This is a genomic window from Stenotrophomonas acidaminiphila (assembly GCF_001431595.1).
Lineage (GTDB): Bacteria > Pseudomonadota > Gammaproteobacteria > Xanthomonadales > Xanthomonadaceae > Stenotrophomonas > Stenotrophomonas acidaminiphila.
On the sequence record NZ_LDJO01000022.1, the window covers coordinates 66,162 to 84,372 of the forward strand.

Consider the following 18,211-nt stretch of genomic DNA (forward strand, 5'->3'; position numbering starts at 1 on the left):
AAAAATCTCCTCGAAATCTCGCTCTCCCTATCTGATGCACGCTGAAACGGGATACCCCGACCGCCCTGTGTGCATATTCTTCGTAACGGTCTGACAACTTTACTGGCTACCGAAATGACCGTCGAACAAACACTCCCTGAATTGATGTCCCCGCGACAACGGGCACGCGAGGCCGCAGAAATCATCGCGGCCGCCATCGCGCGCTTGCATTCCACGCGTCCACAAGACAGCGATATTTCACTTGGCTTCTCGGCACCCGAGCGCGTTCATACAAACCCCTCTGCAGAAGGAGTTTTCAAGTGAACGCACCAATAACACCACCCTCTCTGGCGGCGCAAATCGCCAATCTGCCCAAACTGGCCATGAAAGATTTGTGGGCGGTTTGGGACAAGTATTTCCCGCAGCGACCACCCCACCATAACCGGGCCTATGTCGAAGGCCGCGTCGCCTACAAGATTCAGGAGGAGGCACTGGGCACCACGCTGCTCGTGCAGACGCAAATGGCACGGATCGGCGAAGCTCAATCCAACATCAAGACGCAGCGCGGCGTCGAAGTCCAGGTCATTCCCGGCACGGTGCTGGTGCGGGAATTCGACAACCGCGAACACCGCGTCACCGCGCAGGCGGACGGCTCCTTTGAATACGAAGGCCGCCGCTTCAAGAGCTTGTCGGGAGTCGCCCGCCACATCACCGGCACCCAGTGGTCAGGGCCGCTGTTTTTCGGAATCACCAAGAACAAACAGAAGCGAGGTGCCAAATGAACGCCGTCGTGACCAAGAAGCGCTGCGCGGTCTACACCCGCGTCTCCACGGACGAGCGCCTCGACCAGTCCTTCAACTCCCTCGACGCCCAGCGCGAGGCAGGCCAAGCCTACATCGTGAGCCAGCGCGCCGAGGGCTGGTTGCCGGTGGGCGACGACTACGACGACGGGGGGTACTCGGGCGGCAACATGGAGCGCCCGGCCTTGAAGCGCCTGATGGCCGACATCATCGCCGACCAGATCGACATCGTGGTCGTCTACAAGATCGACCGCCTGACACGCAGCCTGACCGACTTTGCCAAGCTGGTGGACGTCTTCGAGCGCCACAAGGTGTCGTTCGTGTCGGTCACCCAGCAATTCAACACCACCACGTCGATGGGGCGGCTGATGTTGAACATCCTGCTGTCCTTCGCCCAGTTCGAGCGCGAGGTCACCGGCGAGCGCATCCGCGACAAGATCGCCGCCAGCAAGCGCAAGGGCCTGTGGATGGGCGGTTACACCCCGCTGGGCTACGAGGTCAAAGACCGCAAGCTGGTCATCGAGGAGAAGGATGCCGAGACCATCCGGCGCATCTTCACCCGCTTCACCGAAACGCGCTGCATCACGGACATCATCCGCGAGATGGCCCTGGAGGGAATCACCACCAAGCCCAACCGGCTGAAGGACGGCAGCGTGCGCAACGGCACGCCGATGGACAAGAAGTACATCTCCAAGGTGCTGCGCAATCCGATCTACGTTGGCGAAATCCGCCACAAGGGGACGGTGTTTGCTGGACAGCACGAGCCGATCATCACCCGTCAGTTGTGGGATCGGGTGCAGAACATTTTGTCTGAGGACGCGCACCAGCGCATGGGCAAGACCCAGACCCGGCACAAGACCGACGCGTTGTTGCGCGGCCTGATGTACGGCACTGATGGTGGCAAGTACCACATCACCTACAGCAAGAAGCCCTCGGGCAAGAAGTACCGCTACTACATCCCCAAGGCGGACAGCCGCTACGGCTACCGCAGCAGCGCCACCGGGATGATCCCGGCCGACCAGATCGAGGAAGTGGTGGTGAACCTGCTGGTGGGTGCGCTCCAGTCGCCCGAAAGCATCCAAGGGGTCTGGAACACGGTGCGCGGCAGGTATCCGGAGATCGACGAGCCGACCACCGTGCTGGCCATGCGCCGCCTCGGGGAGGTCTGGAAGCAGTTGTTCCCCGCTGAGCAGGTGCGGCTGGTCAACCTGCTGATCGAGCGCGTCCAGCTCCTCTCCGATGGTGTCGACATCGTCTGGCGCGAGTCGGGATGGCGGGAGCTGGCCGGTGAGTTGCAGGCGGACAGCATTGGGGGCGAGCTGCTGGAAATGGAGGTGGCCCCATGAACCGCTCGTCCAAGAAGCTGGTCGGCGATGGCAAACCCCACGAGCGCCGCCACCCGCTGGAGGGCGGCGGTGTCCGGATCACGACTTTCGTGCCCTTCCATTTCAAGAAGCGCGGCATCAAGAAGGTGATCGTCGCACCGGAAGGCGTCAGCCAGCCGATTGCCGTCACCGATACCCCGGTGCTCACCCCCGAACAGGATCGCCCGCTACTCAAGGCACTGGGGCGCGGCATCTACTGGCAGCAGTTGATCGACAACGGGACGGTGGCCAGCGGCACCGAGATCGCTGAACGGGAGTGTATCCACCGTTCCACGGTCAACGATCTGCTGCGGCTGGCGCTTCTCGCCCCCGACATCATCCAGGCCGCCTACGAAGGACGGCTGCCTCGGGCAGTGTCTTTGGAAGCCATCCTGCGGGCCAAGGTGCCCTTGGACTGGAATGAGCAACGCCGGTTGATCGCGTCCCTCGGGTAGCGGGGGTCTCGCAGAAATATTTCTCGGCTACGCCAAAAGTAGCTGTTGCTACGCCGGATGTAGCGCCTTCCCCGATGAAGGCGTGAACCGGCATCAACGGTCAGTACAGGACTGGCCACCGGTCGCGCCCCAATCCCTGAACGGGAAGGAGCACGGCAATGGCCTATTCAATGGCACTGTCAGGAGGCTTCGGTGGCACACCGGGCCTCAATTCCGGCGTCGGATTCAGTTCGACGCCCACCCCTGAATCAGCAGCGCTGTCCCAGCGGCGATTCCTCAGCGAGGTCGAGCTCGCCAATCGCTGGGGCATGTCCCCGAAGACGCTCACGCGTTGGCGCGGCATGGGTCGGGGCCCTGTCTTCAACAAGTTTTCGAAGAAGGTGGCCTATCCCCTCGACGGCGAGAACGGCGTGCTCGATTACGAGAAGCGTCACGTCTACGCCTCGACGTCCGAACGTGTGCCGGTTTGAGGAGAGCAGCCATGAAAGAACTGACTCTCTACCCGGCCGACCTCGCGAGCATGACCGTCGCTCAACTGGCGGCCGCGCCGATCCAGGATTTGTTGGACGCCGAGCGCAATGTCGATGAGGCCATCGCGTTTCTCAAGCCACTGCGCGCCAAGCTGGATGCCGCCAAGCTCCAGCGCTACGGCGAGCAGGCCCGTACTGCACTGCGTGACTCCGGTCGCGATTTCGGCACCGCCCACGTCAACGACGGCGCACTGCACGTCAAGTACGAGCTCCCCAAGAAGGTGACCTGGAGCCAGACCATCCTCAAGGAGATGGCCGAGCGCATCGTCGCCTCAGGCGACAAGGTCGAGGACTACATCGACGTCAAGTTGTCGGTTTCCGAGTCCCGCTACACCAACTGGCCCACGGCGCTGCAGGAGCAGTTTGCGACTGCGCGCACGGTCGAGGAAGGCAAGCCGACCATCACCCTGACGCTCGATGGGGGTGCGGCATGAAAAAGCTACCCATCGTGTCCGCCATCGAGCGGATGGCCGAGCGCAAGGGCGTGAAGCTGCTCATGCTGGGCAAGTCCGGCATCGGCAAGACCACCCGGCTCAAAGACCTCGACCCTGCCACCACGCTGTTCCTCGACATCGAGGCCGGTGACTTGGCGGTGGCCGATTGGCCGGGAGACACCATCCGCCCAGCATCGTGGCCGGAGAGCCGCGACTTCTTCGTGTTCCTCGCGGGCCCGGACAAGTCGCTGCCGCCGGAGAGCGCGTTCTCGCAGGCGCACTACGACCACGTCATCGAGAAGTTTGGCGACCCGGCGCAACTCGACCGCTACCAGACCTTTTTCCTCGACTCAATCACGCAGTTGTCACGGCAGTGTTTTGCGTGGTGCAAGACGCAGCCGGGTGCCGTAAGCGACCGTTCCGGCAAGCCCGATCTGCGCGCGGCCTATGGCCTGCTCGGCCAGGAAATGATCAGCGCGTTGACCCACCTGCAGCACGCACGCGGCAAGAACGTGGTGTTCGTGGCGATCCTCGACGAACGCCTCGATGACTACAACCGCAAGGTGTTCGTCCCGCAGATCGAAGGCAGCAAGACCAGCATGGAGCTGCCCGGCATCGTCGACGAGGTCGTGACGCTGGCCGAGATCAAGGCCGAGGACGGCAGTACCTACCGCGCCTTCGTCACGCACACCGTCAATCCCTACGGCTTTCCGGCCAAAGACCGCAGCGGTCGCCTCGACCTGCTGGAGCCGCCGCATCTCGGCGCGCTGATCGCCAAGTGCGCGGGCGCAGCCATCACGCCCGCCAGCGCCGCCACCACGACCCCCACTGAATCCCAGGAGTAATCGCCATGTCTTCCAACTACTTTGATTTTCAGGATGCCGATCCCCAACAGTCCGGCTTCGACCCGATTCCCAAGGGCGTCATCGCGCCGATGCGCATGATCTTGAAGCCGGGCGGCTATGACGATCCTAGCCAGGGCTGGACGGGTGGTTATGCCACCCAGTCGTTCGACACCGGCGCGATTTACCTTTCCGCCGAGTTTGTTGTCACCGGCGGTGACTACGCGAAGCGCAAGCTTTGGTCGAACATCGGGCTGTACTCGCCCAAGGGGCCGACCTGGGGGCAGATGGGGCGCAGCTTCATCCGCGCCGCGCTCAACAGCGCCCGCAACGTCCACCCGCAGGACAACAGCCCCCAGGCTGCAGCCGCGCGTCGCATCCAAGGCTTCCACGAACTGGATGGCCTGGAGTTCCTCGCCCGCGTCGACATCGAGAAGGACGGCAAGGGCCAAGACCGCAACGTGGTCAAGGTCGCGGTCGAACCTGACCACCCCGACTACGCCAAGTTGATGGGTGTGCCGCCCAAGGCTTCGGGCGGCGGCACTTCCGGCGCTCCGGCGCAGGCAGCGCCCGCGTACCAAGCATCCGCTCCGCAACGCGCCCCCGTGACGGGCAAACCGTCGTGGGCTCAGTGAGGGAGGTCGCCATGAACGCATCCATGCTCACCGCCAGCCACTACGGCGTCGTGCATTTCGGCGATCTCGACTGCGAGGCGGTCGTGCTCACCACCGGCGAGCGCGGCTACGTCCGCAAGGAACTGGCCAAGCTCCTCGGTTTCCACGAATCGCACAAGGGTGGCCGTTTTGCCCGTTTTCTGGCCGAAATCGCGCCTAACTCATTGTCAATGCTGGAGAAATCTTCTGGGCCGATTTTGCTGCCATCGGGGCGTCAGACCCAGTTCTTCCCCGCAGGCATCATCGCGGATGTGGCCACCTCCGTGGTGGACGCGGCCATCGCGGGCACGCTGCACCGCGCTCGGCAGGGCATCGTCGGCAACTGCCTGACGATCATGCGGGCGCTGGCCACCACCGGCGAGGTCGCGCTGATCGACGAGGCCACCGGCTACCAGCACCACCGCGCACCGGACGCATTGCAGGAACTGATCTCCAAGTTGCTGCGCCAGTCCTGCGCGTCGTGGGAGCGCCGTTTCCACCCGGACTACTACCGCGCCATTTATCGGTTGTTCGGCTGGAAGTACCAGGGCCACGACCAGAACCCTCCGCACGTCGTCGGCCAGATCACGCTTCGCTGGGTCTACGGGCCGGTGCTGCCAGAGGACTTGCTGGGCGAGATCCGCAATCGCAAGGGCATCTCGCAGAAGCACCACCAGTGGCTGTCCGATCAGGGACTCGCGCATTTGGAATCGCAGATTCACGCGGTCACGGCGATTGCGCGCAGCTCGATGAGCTATCCCGACTTCAAGCGCCGCTGCGAGGCCGCCTTTGCTGGCGCTGCCCTGCAGTTGGGCCTGCTGCTCGATGAACTCGAGGAGGGGGCGTGAAATGCTGGGTCTGCAAACGACAGGCCCGGGGCTACGGCCACACCGACAACCGTCACAGTGTGGGCGATCCCCGGCGCTATCCCATCGACTGGGTGTTCTGTTCCCGTCGCTGCCAGGACGCGTTCCACGCGCTGTACGGCAACTGGCAGCGGGCCAAGGAAGGTCGCATCGACAAGACGGAGGTCGCCATGATCGATCCGTCTGAAGTCGAACTGACCGCCATGCGCCAATGCCTCAAGGCCTTCGGCGAGGCAGCGGGTGAGATCGGGTTCACCAAGCCGCTGGGCGACTACTCTGAGGCCGAAGCGCTGCGGGTGATCGACGCCATCGTCACCTGCTGGTCGGACGCGATGGTCGCGCACCACGAGGTCACCAAGTTCCCGCCCGTGCGGGGCTTGCCGCCCACGCCCGATCCGCTGGCACCCGATGCCGCCAATCCGTTCGCGGATCTGGAGGACGACCTGCCCTGGGAAGAACCGAAGGGGAGGAAGTCATGATGGACTTCAATTCCACTTCGAGCATCTCCGGACAGGTCACGGCGCTGGTCGACGCCGGATTGCAGCAGGCCCGCGCCCGCCAGTCCGAGCGCCAGTACCTCGGGGCCTCGCGCCTCGGGGTGGCCTGCGAACGCGCACTGCAGTTCGAGTACGCCAAGGCCCCCATCGATCACGGACGCGACATTCCGGGCCGGATGCTGCGCATCTTCGAGCGTGGCCACGTCATGGAGGACTGCATGGTCGCGTGGCTGCGGGACGCAGGTTTTGACCTGCGCACCCGTAAGGCCGACGGCGAGCAGTTCGGCTTTTCGGTGGCTGACGGTCGCCTGCAAGGCCACGTCGATGGCGTCGTCGTCGCGGGCCCCGAGGGCTTCGCCTATCCCGCGCTCTGGGAGTGCAAGTGCCTGGGCAACAAGTCCTGGAGTGACCTGGAGAAAAAGGGCTTGGCCATCTCCAAGCCCATCTACGCCGCGCAAGTGGCGATTTATCAAGCCTATCTCGAATTGCACGAGCACCCGGCGATCTTCACGGCGCTCAACGCCGACACGATGGAGATCTACACCGAGCTCGTGCCCTTTGACGCGGCGCTGGCCCAACGCATGTCGGATCGGGCGGTGAAGGTCATCACGGCCACCGAGGCAGGTGAACTACTGCCACGCGCCTTCAATGACCCGACCCACTTCGAATGCCGGATGTGTGCGTGGCAAGACCGCTGCTGGAGGACGCAATGAACCATACCCAGTCACAAGCACCAGCGGAGGAACCGATGGTGGGGGCACGCCACGCGGCCCAACAGCTGAATCTTCCGTCGTACTACTTCACCAAGCCTCGGTGCCGCGTCTCGAAGCGCATTCCGCACTACCGGGTCGGCCAGATGGTTCGCTTCCGGATGTCGGAACTCAGGGCATGGGCGGTCACGCAAGGAGGCGCGCATGAGTGACTACCGTGTCCGCATCTCTGTGCGCAATGCCCGGCTGCTGCGTGCCATCGAGCGGGCGGGTCACAGGCCGGGCGCACCGTTCGCTGCCGCCATCGGCATCAGCTACTACGGGGCGCTGTTGCCATACATCAACCTCACCCGGTCGCCGCTGACGCCGGATGGTTTGCTGCGGAAATGCGCGTGGAACCTATGTGACTTCCTGAACGCATCACCCTCAGACCTGTGGTCGGATGCCCAGCTCCAGCCGCTGGAAACGAACCATTCCAGCATCGATCTGGATGCAGACAGCGTGCAAGCACTGGCGTGTGGAACGGCGTCTGCCGACCCGTTGCGGCTGGCCAGCCACGCGCAGGCAGGCCGAATCATCCAGGATGCCCTCAAGTCGCTGACGCCGCGTGAGGCGGACGTGATCCGCGAGCGCTTTTTTGTCGGCTCGTCGCTCGACGAGATCGCCGAGAAGATGGAGGTCACGCGCGAGCGCGTCCGCCAGATTGAGGGGAAGGCTCTGCGCAAGTTGCGCCACGAATCTCGCATCCCGCACGAGCTGGCCGGTATCGCCGATGTGATCGGAGGTGCCACCGATGCTTGACTTCAACGACACCCAAAGACCAGTCGAGCCCCAGCGCATCCTTGATGACCGCGAACGCGAGGAGCTGCGTGCCGGACTGATCGTGGGCCTTTCCTCGGTGCTGGCCACGCTGTTTCCAGCAGGCAAAAGACGTCGTGGCAAGTTCCTGATCGGCGACGTGCTGGGCAGTCCCGGCGACAGCCTCGAGGTGGTGCTGGATGGCGAGAAGGCCGGGCTGTGGACGGATCGCGCCACCGGCGATGGCGGCGACATCTTTTCGCTGATCGCCGGACATTTAGCGCTATCCATACACACCGACTTCAATCGTGTGCTGGATGCCGCCGCCGATCTGCTCGGTCGCGCTCGCGAGATGCCGGTACGCCGATCCGGCAAGAAAGACGTGCCGGTCGACGAGCTCGGCCCAGCCACAGCGAAGTGGGACTACCTCGATGCGGCAGGACATCTCATCGCCGTCGTCTATCGCTACGACCCGCCCGGGCAGAAGAAGCAGTTCCGGCCCTGGGATGCCAAGCGGCGCAGGATGGCACCGCCCGATCCTCGCCCGCTCTACAACCAGCCAGGGATGACCAGTGCCGCGCAGGTGGTGCTGGTCGAGGGTGAGAAATGCGCGCAGGCCCTGATCGATGCGGGCATCGTGGCGACCACCGCGATGCACGGCGCGAATGCTCCGGTCGATAAGACCGACTGGTCGCCGCTTTCGGCCAAGTCGGTGCTGATCTGGCCCGACCGTGACAAGCCGGGCTGGGAGTACGCGACGCAGGCAGCACAGGCCATCCTGTCGGCGGGAGCCAAGTCCTGCCACATTCTGTATCCGCCTGAGGAAGCTGCCGAGGGCTGGGATGTGGCCGACGCCATCGCCGAAGGCTTCGATGTCGCTACCTTCCTCACCCACGGGCCGCGCCTGCAGATGCACGACGTGGCCGATGACGTCGATCCGGTGGTCAGCAGCGACGAATCCGTCTGGGGCACCGAGGACGCGCTGGCGCTGTCCTTCACCCGCCGCTACCACCGCGACTGGCGCTACGTGGCGGCCTGGGGTCGCTGGCTGGTGTGGGACGGCCAACGTTGGCGCACCGAGGACACGCTGGCCGCCACCGACCTGATCCGCAGCGTCTGCCGCCAGACCGCTGTGCGCGCCGACAACCCCAAGGTCGCCGCCAAGTTGGCCAGCGCCAGTACGGTCGGTGGCGTGGAACGGCTGGCGCGCGCAGACCGCAGGCACGCGGCCACCACCGACGAGTGGGACGCCGATCCGTGGCTGCTCAACACGCCGGGCGGCGTGGTCGATCTCAAGACAGGCCGGATGCGCCCGCACGAGCGCGCCGACCGGATGACCAAAATCACCACAGCCACACCCAGCGGCGACTGCCCGACGTGGAAGCAGTTCATCGACGAGGTCACGGGTGGCGACCAGGAACTTCAGGCCTATTTGCAACGGATGGTCGGCTACGCGCTGACCGGCTCGACGCAGGAGCACGCGCTGTTCTTCCTGTACGGCACGGGCGCGAATGGCAAGTCGGTGTTCGTGAACACGCTGGCCACCATCCTCGGCGACTACGCGACCAACGCGCCGATGGACACCTTCATGGAAACGCGCACCGACCGGCACCCGACTGACATGGCGGGTCTGCGCGGCGCACGCTTCGTGGCGGCCATCGAAACCGAACAGGGCAAACGCTGGGCCGAGTCCAAGCTCAAGAACCTCACCGGTGGCGACAAGATCTCTGCGCGCTTCATGCGCCAGGACTTCTTCGAGTTCTTCCCGCAGTTCAAATTGTTCGTGGCGGGCAACCACAAGCCCGCGATTCGCAACATCGACGAGGCGATGAAACGCAGGCTGCACCTGATCCCTTTCACGATCACCGTGCCGCCCGAGCGCCGTGACAAGAACCTGCAGCAGAAGCTCCTGGCCGAACGTGACGGCATCTTGGCGTGGGCAGTGCAGGGTTGCCTCGACTGGCAGCGCCACGGACGACTCCTACCGCCGCAGCGGGTGGTGGACGCCACCGAGGAGTATTTCGAGGCTGAGGACGCACTGGGCCGCTGGCTCGATGAGCGCTGCGTGCGAGAGGCCAACGCCAAGTCACTGACCGCCGAGCTGTTCAACGACTGGAAACAGTGGGCCGAGGCGGCGGGTGAGTTTGTCGGCGCACAACGCCGCTTCTCCGATCTGCTGATCACGCGCGGGATCGAGAAGTGGCGCAACGGCGTGGGCGTGCGTGGGTTTCAGGGCATTGGCCTGAAGTATCCGCCAGCGCCTTCCTACACCCCCTATGCGGACAACTGATTCGATGCAAACCACGCCGTCTGACGCAGCTGACGTAGTTTGTCGTAACTCCTACACGTGCGCGTGCGCGCGCGCCTCATGGAGAGTTTCGACATCCCGTGTCAGCTGCGTCAGATCAGCACCAAACAAGGACTGACACCATGACCACCACCATCCTGGCCCTCGATCTGGGCACCACCACCGGCTGGGCGCTGCTCGGCAGCGACGGCCACATCACCAGCGGTTCCGAGAGCTTTCGTCCGCAGCGCTTCGAAGGCGGCGGAATGCGCTTTCTGCGCTTCAAGCGCTGGCTCACTGAGATCAAGCAATCCTGCGACGGCATCGACTGTCTGCACTTCGAGGAAGTGCGACGCCACGTCTCCACGGATGCGGCCCACGCCTACGGTGGGTTCCTCGCCACGCTCACTGCGTGGTGCGAGCACCACCAGATCCCGTACCAGGGCGTGCCCGTGGGCACCATCAAGAAGCACGCCACCGGCAAAGGCAACGCCAGCAAGGATGAGATGGTGGCATCCGCCCGCGCTCGTGGCCACGCCCCGGCTGATGACAACGAGGCCGATGCCCTGGCCCTGCTGCACTGGGCTGCCCAGCACCACGACCTTGGTCAGGAGGTGTGATGTGGCCCGCAACGACTGGACGATTGAGGACGTGGCAGCCCGCTTCGAGGAAGCCGCCAGCACCGGACGACGCCTGCCACCCGTGCGTGTGCAGGGCTACTTCAACACGTGGCCAATCATCGTGCGCAAGGAGTGGGAGACGTTCGCTGCGGACGAGCACGTCTATCGACCGTTCCCTCCCACGCCCGAAGCTATCGACCGGATGCTGGAGACGATGAAGTGGGTGCAGTGGCTGGAGGTCGAGCAACGACACCTGGTGTGGATGCGTGCCAAGCGCTACGGCTGGCGGGACATCACGATCCGCTTTGCCTGCGACCGGACGACGGCGTGGCGGCGATGGCAGAAGGCATTGCAGACGGTAGCTGACCAGCTCAACGACTGCGTCGTCGCGGGATAGTCTTTGAACGCGAATGAGCGCGGATAGGCTGTCATGGGCTGCCATCAGCTACCAACTGCGGCTTTTGCCCCTGCAACAAAGCAGGCCGATCAGGGGTAGTATTTCAGCTATCTTCTGGACAGCGGTGACGGTTCGGCGAGCGGCCCGAGGCGAAAGGGGTCCTTCCTTCCCAAATCGCAATGCGGGGGGCGCGAGCGCGACGCTTTTTTAGCGTCAGGGCGCGGGCAAGGTTACCAGTCGGCCAGGTTACCGGCCCCGGTTACCACCCCCAGGCGCAGTTACCACCCCACCAGAATCGTCATTCACCCAACCCGCCCGGCGGCAACGCTCGGCGGGTTTTGCTTTTGGGACTTCTACTTTGAACACGCTCAACGTCGAGTACCGCAAGGTCGAGGCGCTGATTCCCTACGCCCGCAATCCGCGCACGCACGCCGAGGGTCAGATCGCCAAGATCGCGGCCAGCATCGTCGAGTACGGCTGGACGAACCCGATCCTCGTCGACGGCGACAACGGCATCATTGCCGGGCACGGGCGTCTGGCCGCTGCCCGCAAGCTGGGTCTGGATCAGGTGCCGGTGATCGAACTGGCCCATCTGACCGTCGCGCAGAAGCGCGCGCTGGTGATCGCCGACAACCGGCTGGCGCTTGATGCGGGCTGGGACGAGGAGATGCTGGCGCTGGAACTGGCCGACCTGTCTGAGGCGGGGTACGACCTTGCCCTGACCGGTTTCGAGGATGCCGAGATCGAGGCGCTGCTCACGGGTGATGTGACCGGCGCCGGTACCGACCCCGAGCCTGATGTCGACGAACCGGATGCGGCGGACGACGTACCGGATGCCCCTGTCGTGGCGGTGTCCCGTCCCGGAGATATCTGGGCCATCGGGTCGCACCGGTTGATCTGTGGCGATGCCACCGACCGGGCCGTGGTCGCTGCGCTGATGGACGGCGGCACGGCAAGGCTGTGCTTCACCTCGCCGCCCTACGGCAACCAGCGCGACTACACCTCGGGCGGCATCTCCGATTGGGACGGTCTGATGCGCGGCGTCTTCCCGCACCTGCCGATGGCGGGCGACGGTCAGGTGCTCGTCAACCTCGGCCTCATCCACCGCGACAACGAGGTGATCCCGTATTGGGACGGTTGGTTGTCTTGGATGCGTCAGCAGGGCTGGCGGCGCTTTGCGTGGTACGTCTGGGATCAGGGGCCGGGGATGCCCGGCGACTGGGCAGGCCGCTTCGCGCCGAGCTTCGAGTTCGTTTTTCACTTTAACCGCGAAAGCCGCAAGCCCCACAAGATCGTGCCCTGCAAGCACGCCGGGCAGGAATCGCACCTGCGCGCCGATGGCTCGTCTACGGCGATGCGAGGCAAGGACGGCGAAGTCGGTGGATGGACGCACAAGGGCCAGCCGACACAGGACACGCGCATCCCCGACAGCGTGATCCGCGTGATGCGCCACAAGGGCAAGATCGGTCAGGACATCGACCACCCCGCCGTGTTCCCGGTGGCGCTGCCGGAGTTCGTGATCGAGGCCTATACCGACGCGGGCGATATCGTGTTTGAACCTTTCGGCGGCAGCGGCACGACGATGCTCGCCGCCGAGCGCACGGGCCGCGTCTGCCGCAGCGTGGAAATCGCGCCGGAGTACGTGGACGTCGCCATCAAACGCTTCCAGCAGAACCACCCCGGCGTGCCGGTCACGCTGCTGGCAACAGGCCAGTCCTTCGAGCAGGTCGCCGCCGAGCGCGCAGCCACCCTTGATGCCGAGGTGATGCCATGAACTGGCTGGCCGACAAGATCGAGCAGTGGCCGACCGGCAAGCTGCTGCCCTACGCCCGAAACGCGCGCACCCACTCCGAGGAGCAGGTGGCGCAGATCGCTGCCAGCATCGCCGAGTTCGGATTCACCAGTCCGATCCTGGCGGGCAGCGACGGCATCATCGTCGCTGGGCACGGACGCTTGGCTGCCGCCCAGAAACTCGGGCTGGAGATCGTGCCGGTGGTAGTGCTCGATCACCTGACGCCAACGCAGCGCCGCGCACTGGTCATCGCGGACAACCGCATTGCCGAGAACGCAGGCTGGGACGACGCGATGCTGCGGATCGAACTGGAAGCCTTGCAGCTGGACGGCTTCGACCTCGACATCACCGGTTTCGACGCTGATGCGCTGGCCGAACTGATCGCGGGCGACGAGCCGGACAACGAGGGTCAGACCGATGAGGATGCGGTGCCGGAGGTTGGCGAGACGCCGATCTCGCGCCCGGGCGATGTCTGGGTGCTGGGCCAACACCGGCTGCTGTGCGGCGATGCCACCGTGGCGGCAAGCTACGAGGCCTTGCTGCAAGGCGAGCCGGTCGACATGGTCTTCACCGACCCGCCGTACAACGTGAACTACGCCAACAGCGCCAAGGACAAGATGCGCGGCAAGGATCGCGCGATCCTCAACGACAACTTGGGCGACGGGTTCTACGACTTCCTGCTGGCGGCATTGACGCCCACCGTGGCGAACTGCCGGGGCGGGATCTACGTGGCGATGTCGTCCAGCGAACTGGATGTGCTGCAGGCCGCGTTCCGCGCCGCCGGTGGCAAGTGGTCGACCTTCATCATCTGGGCCAAGAACACCTTCACGCTGGGCCGCTCCGACTACCAGCGCCAGTACGAGCCGATCCTTTACGGCTGGCCCGAGGGTGCGCAACGACACTGGTGCGGCGACCGCGACCAGGGCGACGTCTGGAACATCAAGAAGCCGCAGAAGAACGACCTGCACCCGACGATGAAGCCGGTGGAACTGGTCGAGCGCGCGATCCGCAATTCGAGCCGACCCGGCAACGTGGTGCTCGATCCCTTCGGTGGCTCTGGCACGACGCTGATCGCCGCCGAAAAGTCAGGCCGCATCGCGCGGCTGATCGAACTCGATCCGAAGTACGTGGACGTGATCGTGCGCCGGTGGGAGGACTTCACCGGCAAGCAGGCCACCCGCGAGGCGGATGGCGCGGTGCGCGATCAGGCGGCCAGCGATTCCACGACGATCTCGCAGTGAATCACAAAGCCCGTCAGGTAAGGCAGGCCGCGCGGGATGCCGTGCTGCTTGCTGGTCTGGCGGCCAATCGTCCAGCCCATCCAGCGCTGGGTGGCGGCGTTGATCGCGTCCGCCAGGGCCTTGCCCTCGTAAAGCCCGTTCTGGACGTCGTCGGCAAAGTGTCGTCCGTGGCGGCTGTCGAGGAAGACCCGGGCCGATTCGAGGGGCTGGCTGGTGGCGTCCGAGATGGCGGCCATCGCCAAGGGCCATGCGGCGCTGGCGTGCTCGTTCATCGTGCCCCAAAAGCCCCAGGCTTCGTTCTGGGTGGCGGGGATCTGTGTAGTGGCGTTCATCTCTGGCTCCTTCGGGTTGATCGTTGCGACACCCGTAGTAACGCGCTGTTCGATTGAGAAGCCAAGCGCCGCTTGGCCTCTTTCTCGTTCTTTCTGATCAGGCGATGCGGTAGACCCGCTCGCCGCCCTGCGGCTTGTCCGACACGATGGTCAGGCCGAGCTTTTTCTTGAAGGCTCCGGCGAAGGTGCCGCGCACCGTGTGCGCTTGCCAGCCGGTGGCGGCGCAGATCTGGCCGATGGTCGCGCCCTCGGGGCGTTGCAGCATCCGGATCACTTCGGCCTGCTTGCTGTTATCGCGGGTGCGAGGCGCTTTGACGGGCGTTTTGAAAGATGCCTCGGCTTGGGCGACGGCGGATTCGAGTTCCGCGTCAGCGTCTGCGGTGTCCTCCTGCGCCGCATCGGCGTTGGCAATGATCGCGTCGAGTTTGGCCTCGAATTTCGAGGTGTGCTCGGCGTTGACGTGGGGGCGCTTCATGCCCAAGGCGTCGTAGCCCTCGGCGGCTACGCACCAGCCCTCGCCATCGGGCGTGATCAGGGCGCGGTTGAACATCCCGTCCAGCACCTTCTTGCGTGCGCCGCCTTTTATGTTGTCGGGGAACCATTCGATCTTGCCCGCGCTGGTGTTGATGGCCTTGGCGAGGATGGCGTGCTGGGCTGGGGTGAGTTGGGTGGTGGTCATGATCTGCTCCTTCGTGGTGGGGGAGGACGATGTGATGAACGCGCTGTTCGGCAGAGAAGCCAAGCGCTTTCTGCTTGGCTTCGCTGGTTTCCGATCAGTCCTTGGCGATCTCCGCTTCCGAGGGTTGTGGCAAGGAGATGCCGACCTCGATGCCAGCCTTGAAGGCCGCTTCCAGCGCGTCCCGGATGCACCACACCGCCGTGTCGTGGAAGTCCAGGCTGTCGGCGTGGCGGGTTTCCAGGGTGTCGATGCCCAGATGTTTCTGGGCGATCAGGGTGAGGATGGTGTCGATCTGGCTCATCGCGGGTTCCTTTCGGGGTGTGGTTGGCGTGACGTGATGAACGCGCTATTCCCGATGGAAGCCAAGCTCAATCCGAAGGAATGACGAACAAATGATTGAAGAAGGTGACGATGGGACTCTCGATTCGCGCCTACGCGCGCCACCGTGGCGTGTCGCACGTGGCCGTAAAGAAGGCCATCGACACCGGGCGGATCACCGCACTGCCTGATGGCACGATTGATCCAGATGCGGCGGACGCGCAATGGGCACAAAACACATTGCAGCCCCGTAGGGCCCCGCCGCCGGAGAAGGCCAGTATCGCGAAGGCGCGCGTGCTCCCCGAGCGCGAGGTGCCCGAAGCCGGCTCCTCGCCGTTGTCGGCAGGCGGTACCTCGCTGTTGCAGGCGCGCACGGTCAACGAGGTGCTCAAGGCAAAGCTCAACAACCTGGAGCTGGCGCACCGAAAGAAGGAACTGGTGGATCGGGCGCAGGCCGTGGCCCACGTGTTCAAGCTCGCGCGCATTGAGCGCGACGCGTGGTTGAACTGGCCTGCGCGCGTCTCCGGGCAGATGGCCTCCGCGCTTGGTGTTGACGCGCACACGATGCACGTCACGCTGGAAGCCGCCGTGCGCGAGCACCTGATCGAACTGGGCGAGCTGCGCCCCAGAGTCGATTGACCTGGGATTGATGACGATGGACTACGAAGGCGCACAGGAGATCGAACGCGCGTGGCGCGATGGGATCACGCCCGATCCGCTGCTCACCGTGTCGGAATGGTCGGATCGCCACCGGATACTCTCCAGCAAGGCATCCGCCGAGCCGGGGCGCTGGCGCACCAGCCGCACGCCGTACCTGAAGGCGATCATGGATTGCCTGTCGCCCACCTCGCCGGTCGAGCGCGTGGTGTTCGTGAAAGCGGCGCAGCTTGGCGCGACCGAGATGGGGTCGAACTGGATCGGCTACGTGATCCACCACGCACCGGGGCCGATGATGGCCGTGTGGCCAACGGTGGAAATGGCCAAGCGCAACTCCAAGCAGCGCATCGACCCGCTGATCGAGGAGTCACCGGTGCTCTCGGAACTGATCGCGCCTGCACGCAGCCGCGATTCCGGCAACACGATTCTGGCCAAGGAGTTCCGGGGCGGCGTGCTGGTGATGACCGGGGCGAACAGCGCTGTCGGTCTGCGCTCAATGCCGGTGCGCTACCTGTTCCTCGACGAGGTCGACGGCTATCCGCTGGACGTCGAGGGTGAAGGCGATGCGATCTCGCTGGCCGAGGCGCGCACACGTACCTTTGCACGCAGGAAGATTTTCATCGTGTCGACGCCGACGATTTCGGGTGCGTCGGCCATCGAGCGCGAGTACGAGGCCAGTGACCAGCGCCGCTACTTCGTGCCGTGCCCGCACTGCAACCACCCGCAGTGGCTGCGCTTTGAGCAGCTGCGCTGGGACAAGGGTGCGCCGGAATCAGCCGCCTACATCTGCGAATCCTGTGACACCGCAATTGCCGAGCATCACAAGACGTGGATGCTGGAGCACGGCGAGTGGCGCGCGATGGCCGAGGGCAAGACGGCGGGATTCCACCTGTCGTCACTGTACAGCCCGGTGGGCTGGCGCTCCTGGCGCGACATCGCCGCCGCGTGGGAAGCCGCCGTCAACAAGGAATCGGGATCGGCCGCCGCGATCAAGACCTTCAAGAACACCGAGCTTGGCGAGACCTGGGTCGAGGAAGGCGAAGCGCCCGACTGGCAACGGCTGGTCGAGCGACGCGAGGAGTACCGCATCGGCAGCGTGCCGCAAGGCGGTCTGCTGCTGGTCGGCGGCGCGGACGTGCAGAAGGATCGCATTGAGGCTTCGGTCTGGGCCTTCGGGCGCGGCAAGGAATCGTGGCTGGTCGAGCACCGCGTGCTGATGGGAGACACCGCCCGCGACGCGGTGTGGAAAGCCCTGGCCGCGATGCTGGCCGAGCAGTGGACGCACGCATCGGGCGCGGCGATGCCGCTGGCGCGTTTCGCGCTGGACACTGGCTTTGCGACGCAGGAGGCCTACGCCTTTGTACGGGCCTGCCACGATCCGCGCGTGATGGCGGTCAAGGGCGTGCCGCGCGGCGCGGCCCTGATTGGCACACCGACGGCCATCGATGTCTCGCAGGGTGGCAAGAAGCTGCGCCGGGGCATCAAGGTGTTCACGGTGGCTGTCGGTATCGCCAAGCTGGAGTTCTACAACAACCTGCGCAAGAGCGCTGATGTTGGCGAGGACGGATTGACAACGGCCTTCCCGGCCGGGTTTGTCCATCTGCCCAAGATCGACGCGGAGTTCATCCAGCAACTCTGCGCAGAGCAACTGATCACCCGCCGCGACCGTAACGGCTTTCCGGTGCGTGAGTGGCAAAAGATGCGGGAGCGCAATGAAGCGCTCGACTGCTACGTCTACGCCCGCGCGGCCGCATCGGCGGCGGGCCTGGATCGCTTCGAGGAACGCCACTGGAGGGAATTGGAGCGACAGCTTGGGGTGGCCAGTCCGCCACCCCCTGAAACAACAACCGAATCGATCAGCGAGGCCACCCAACGCGGTGGCCTCGCTGTTTCTGGCAACCGTAACACCGGTCGGCGCGTGATCAAAAGCCGCTGGCTGTCCTGACATCCCAAGGAGAAA

23 protein-coding genes are annotated in these 18,211 nt (G+C 64.7%); 20 read left to right on the forward strand and 3 right to left on the reverse strand.

Going from position 1 to position 18,211, the window contains the following annotated elements:
• Positions 1–114 precede the first annotated feature (114 nt).
• From ABB33_RS18525 to ABB33_RS07065, 18 genes are all read left to right on the forward strand, one after another.
• Positions 115–303 (forward strand): hypothetical protein, encoded by a 189-nt coding sequence (locus tag ABB33_RS18525; protein WP_152984995.1) that lies wholly within the window; start codon positions 115–117, stop codon positions 301–303.
• Complete coding sequence (locus ABB33_RS06990) at positions 300–761, forward strand: DUF2924 domain-containing protein (RefSeq protein WP_082595021.1); 462 nt, start codon at positions 300–302, stop codon at positions 759–761. Before ABB33_RS18525 ends, ABB33_RS06990 begins: the two co-directional genes overlap by 4 nt.
• The gene (locus ABB33_RS06995) at positions 758–2,125 is read left to right on the forward strand and encodes a recombinase family protein (RefSeq protein ID WP_056931637.1); all 1,368 of its coding nucleotides are present in this window, start codon (positions 758–760) and stop codon (positions 2,123–2,125) included. Before ABB33_RS06990 ends, ABB33_RS06995 begins: the two co-directional genes overlap by 4 nt.
• Positions 2,122–2,598: a hypothetical protein gene (locus tag ABB33_RS07000; protein ID WP_056931638.1), complete on the forward strand. Its 477-nt coding sequence runs from the start codon at positions 2,122–2,124 to the stop codon at positions 2,596–2,598. The genes ABB33_RS06995 and ABB33_RS07000 overlap by 4 nt, the downstream gene beginning before the upstream one ends.
• 158 nt (positions 2,599–2,756) lie before the next feature.
• Entirely contained in the window at positions 2,757–3,068 is a 312-nt protein-coding gene (locus ABB33_RS07005) for a hypothetical protein (RefSeq protein WP_056931639.1), read from the forward strand.
• An 11-nt stretch (positions 3,069–3,079) separates the two neighbouring features.
• Entirely contained in the window at positions 3,080–3,562 is a 483-nt protein-coding gene (locus ABB33_RS07010; RefSeq protein WP_056931640.1) for a hypothetical protein, read from the forward strand.
• Positions 3,559–4,407 (forward strand): ATP-binding protein, encoded by an 849-nt coding sequence (locus ABB33_RS07015; RefSeq protein WP_056931641.1) that lies wholly within the window; start codon positions 3,559–3,561, stop codon positions 4,405–4,407. Before ABB33_RS07010 ends, ABB33_RS07015 begins: the two co-directional genes overlap by 4 nt.
• Before the next feature lie 5 nt (positions 4,408–4,412).
• Positions 4,413–5,039: a hypothetical protein gene (locus tag ABB33_RS07020; RefSeq protein WP_056931642.1), complete on the forward strand. Its 627-nt coding sequence runs from the start codon at positions 4,413–4,415 to the stop codon at positions 5,037–5,039.
• Positions 5,040–5,050: 11 nt separating this feature from the next.
• Entirely contained in the window at positions 5,051–5,905 is an 855-nt protein-coding gene (locus ABB33_RS07025) for a P63C domain-containing protein (RefSeq protein ID WP_056931643.1), read from the forward strand.
• Entirely contained in the window at positions 5,902–6,402 is a 501-nt protein-coding gene (locus ABB33_RS07030; RefSeq protein ID WP_056931644.1) for a DUF6511 domain-containing protein, read from the forward strand. The genes ABB33_RS07025 and ABB33_RS07030 overlap by 4 nt, the downstream gene beginning before the upstream one ends.
• Positions 6,402–7,133, forward strand: coding sequence for a hypothetical protein (locus tag ABB33_RS07035; protein WP_225546626.1), 732 nt, complete (start codon positions 6,402–6,404; stop codon positions 7,131–7,133). The genes ABB33_RS07030 and ABB33_RS07035 overlap by 1 nt, the downstream gene beginning before the upstream one ends.
• Positions 7,130–7,342 (forward strand): MerR family transcriptional regulator, encoded by a 213-nt coding sequence (locus ABB33_RS18150; RefSeq protein WP_169790233.1) that lies wholly within the window; start codon positions 7,130–7,132, stop codon positions 7,340–7,342. The genes ABB33_RS07035 and ABB33_RS18150 overlap by 4 nt, the downstream gene beginning before the upstream one ends.
• Complete coding sequence (locus tag ABB33_RS07040) at positions 7,335–7,931, forward strand: sigma-70 family RNA polymerase sigma factor (protein ID WP_056931646.1); 597 nt, start codon at positions 7,335–7,337, stop codon at positions 7,929–7,931. The genes ABB33_RS18150 and ABB33_RS07040 overlap by 8 nt, the downstream gene beginning before the upstream one ends.
• The gene (locus ABB33_RS07045; RefSeq protein WP_056931647.1) at positions 7,924–10,218 is read left to right on the forward strand and encodes a phage/plasmid primase, P4 family; all 2,295 of its coding nucleotides are present in this window, start codon (positions 7,924–7,926) and stop codon (positions 10,216–10,218) included. The genes ABB33_RS07040 and ABB33_RS07045 overlap by 8 nt, the downstream gene beginning before the upstream one ends.
• 140 nt (positions 10,219–10,358) lie before the next feature.
• The gene (locus ABB33_RS07050) at positions 10,359–10,835 is read left to right on the forward strand and encodes a crossover junction endodeoxyribonuclease RuvC (RefSeq protein ID WP_056931648.1); all 477 of its coding nucleotides are present in this window, start codon (positions 10,359–10,361) and stop codon (positions 10,833–10,835) included.
• 1 nt (position 10,836) lies between these two features.
• On the forward strand, positions 10,837–11,232 hold the full coding sequence (locus ABB33_RS07055; RefSeq protein WP_192301399.1) for a DUF6362 family protein: 396 nt from the start codon (positions 10,837–10,839) through the stop codon (positions 11,230–11,232).
• 358 nt (positions 11,233–11,590) lie between these two features.
• Positions 11,591–13,006, forward strand: coding sequence for a site-specific DNA-methyltransferase (locus ABB33_RS07060; RefSeq protein WP_056931650.1), 1,416 nt, complete (start codon positions 11,591–11,593; stop codon positions 13,004–13,006).
• Positions 13,003–14,265, forward strand: coding sequence for a site-specific DNA-methyltransferase (locus ABB33_RS07065; RefSeq protein WP_056931651.1), 1,263 nt, complete (start codon positions 13,003–13,005; stop codon positions 14,263–14,265). The genes ABB33_RS07060 and ABB33_RS07065 overlap by 4 nt, the downstream gene beginning before the upstream one ends.
• On the opposite strand, the gene ABB33_RS07070 is transcribed toward ABB33_RS07065, so the two are convergent.
• The 3 genes from ABB33_RS07070 to ABB33_RS07080 all read right to left on the reverse strand — a co-directional run bounded on the left by ABB33_RS07070 (position 14,229) and on the right by ABB33_RS07080 (position 15,577).
• Positions 14,229–14,597 (reverse strand): hypothetical protein, encoded by a 369-nt coding sequence (locus tag ABB33_RS07070; RefSeq protein WP_056931652.1) that lies wholly within the window; start codon positions 14,595–14,597, stop codon positions 14,229–14,231. The genes ABB33_RS07065 and ABB33_RS07070 overlap by 37 nt on opposite strands.
• A 97-nt stretch (positions 14,598–14,694) precedes the next feature.
• Complete coding sequence (locus tag ABB33_RS07075; protein ID WP_056931653.1) at positions 14,695–15,276, reverse strand: DUF3489 domain-containing protein; 582 nt, start codon at positions 15,274–15,276, stop codon at positions 14,695–14,697.
• A 94-nt stretch (positions 15,277–15,370) separates the two neighbouring features.
• A complete protein-coding gene (locus ABB33_RS07080; RefSeq protein WP_056931654.1) occupies positions 15,371–15,577 on the reverse strand; it encodes a DUF6900 domain-containing protein in 207 nt (68 codons plus the stop codon).
• Positions 15,578–15,681: 104 nt separating this feature from the next.
• Between ABB33_RS07080 and ABB33_RS07085 the strand changes: the two genes are divergently transcribed.
• Both ABB33_RS07085 and ABB33_RS07090 read left to right on the forward strand, forming a co-directional pair.
• The gene (locus ABB33_RS07085) at positions 15,682–16,233 is read left to right on the forward strand and encodes an elements of external origin (protein WP_225546747.1); all 552 of its coding nucleotides are present in this window, start codon (positions 15,682–15,684) and stop codon (positions 16,231–16,233) included.
• Between the two features lie 10 nt (positions 16,234–16,243).
• Positions 16,244–18,196, forward strand: coding sequence for a phage terminase large subunit family protein (locus tag ABB33_RS07090; RefSeq protein WP_056931655.1), 1,953 nt, complete (start codon positions 16,244–16,246; stop codon positions 18,194–18,196).
• Positions 18,197–18,211 lie beyond the last annotated feature (15 nt).

What these genes read in the sequence shown, in the direction of transcription:
- ABB33_RS18525 (WP_152984995.1), top strand. Translation starts at nt 115, where the DNA reads ATGACCGTCGAACAAACACTCCCTGAATTGATGTCCCCGCGACAACGG.
- ABB33_RS06995 (WP_056931637.1), top strand. Translation starts at nt 758, where the DNA reads ATGAACGCCGTCGTGACCAAGAAGCGCTGCGCGGTCTACACCCGCGTC.
- ABB33_RS07000 (WP_056931638.1), top strand. Translation starts at nt 2,122, where the DNA reads ATGAACCGCTCGTCCAAGAAGCTGGTCGGCGATGGCAAACCCCACGAG.
- ABB33_RS07005 (WP_056931639.1), top strand. Translation starts at nt 2,757, where the DNA reads ATGGCCTATTCAATGGCACTGTCAGGAGGCTTCGGTGGCACACCGGGC.
- ABB33_RS07010 (WP_056931640.1), top strand. Translation starts at nt 3,080, where the DNA reads ATGAAAGAACTGACTCTCTACCCGGCCGACCTCGCGAGCATGACCGTC.
- ABB33_RS07015 (WP_056931641.1), top strand. Translation starts at nt 3,559, where the DNA reads ATGAAAAAGCTACCCATCGTGTCCGCCATCGAGCGGATGGCCGAGCGC.
- ABB33_RS07020 (WP_056931642.1), top strand. Translation starts at nt 4,413, where the DNA reads ATGTCTTCCAACTACTTTGATTTTCAGGATGCCGATCCCCAACAGTCC.
- ABB33_RS07025 (WP_056931643.1), top strand. Translation starts at nt 5,051, where the DNA reads ATGAACGCATCCATGCTCACCGCCAGCCACTACGGCGTCGTGCATTTC.
- ABB33_RS07035 (WP_225546626.1), top strand. Translation starts at nt 6,402, where the DNA reads ATGGACTTCAATTCCACTTCGAGCATCTCCGGACAGGTCACGGCGCTG.
- ABB33_RS18150 (WP_169790233.1), top strand. Translation starts at nt 7,130, where the DNA reads ATGAACCATACCCAGTCACAAGCACCAGCGGAGGAACCGATGGTGGGG.
- ABB33_RS07040 (WP_056931646.1), top strand. Translation starts at nt 7,335, where the DNA reads ATGAGTGACTACCGTGTCCGCATCTCTGTGCGCAATGCCCGGCTGCTG.
- ABB33_RS07045 (WP_056931647.1), top strand. Translation starts at nt 7,924, where the DNA reads ATGCTTGACTTCAACGACACCCAAAGACCAGTCGAGCCCCAGCGCATC.
- ABB33_RS07050 (WP_056931648.1), top strand. Translation starts at nt 10,359, where the DNA reads ATGACCACCACCATCCTGGCCCTCGATCTGGGCACCACCACCGGCTGG.
- ABB33_RS07065 (WP_056931651.1), top strand. Translation starts at nt 13,003, where the DNA reads ATGAACTGGCTGGCCGACAAGATCGAGCAGTGGCCGACCGGCAAGCTG.
- ABB33_RS07070 (WP_056931652.1), bottom strand. Translation starts at nt 14,597, where the DNA reads ATGAACGCCACTACACAGATCCCCGCCACCCAGAACGAAGCCTGGGGC.
- ABB33_RS07075 (WP_056931653.1), bottom strand. Translation starts at nt 15,276, where the DNA reads ATGACCACCACCCAACTCACCCCAGCCCAGCACGCCATCCTCGCCAAG.
- ABB33_RS07080 (WP_056931654.1), bottom strand. Translation starts at nt 15,577, where the DNA reads ATGAGCCAGATCGACACCATCCTCACCCTGATCGCCCAGAAACATCTG.
- ABB33_RS07090 (WP_056931655.1), top strand. Translation starts at nt 16,244, where the DNA reads ATGACGATGGACTACGAAGGCGCACAGGAGATCGAACGCGCGTGGCGC.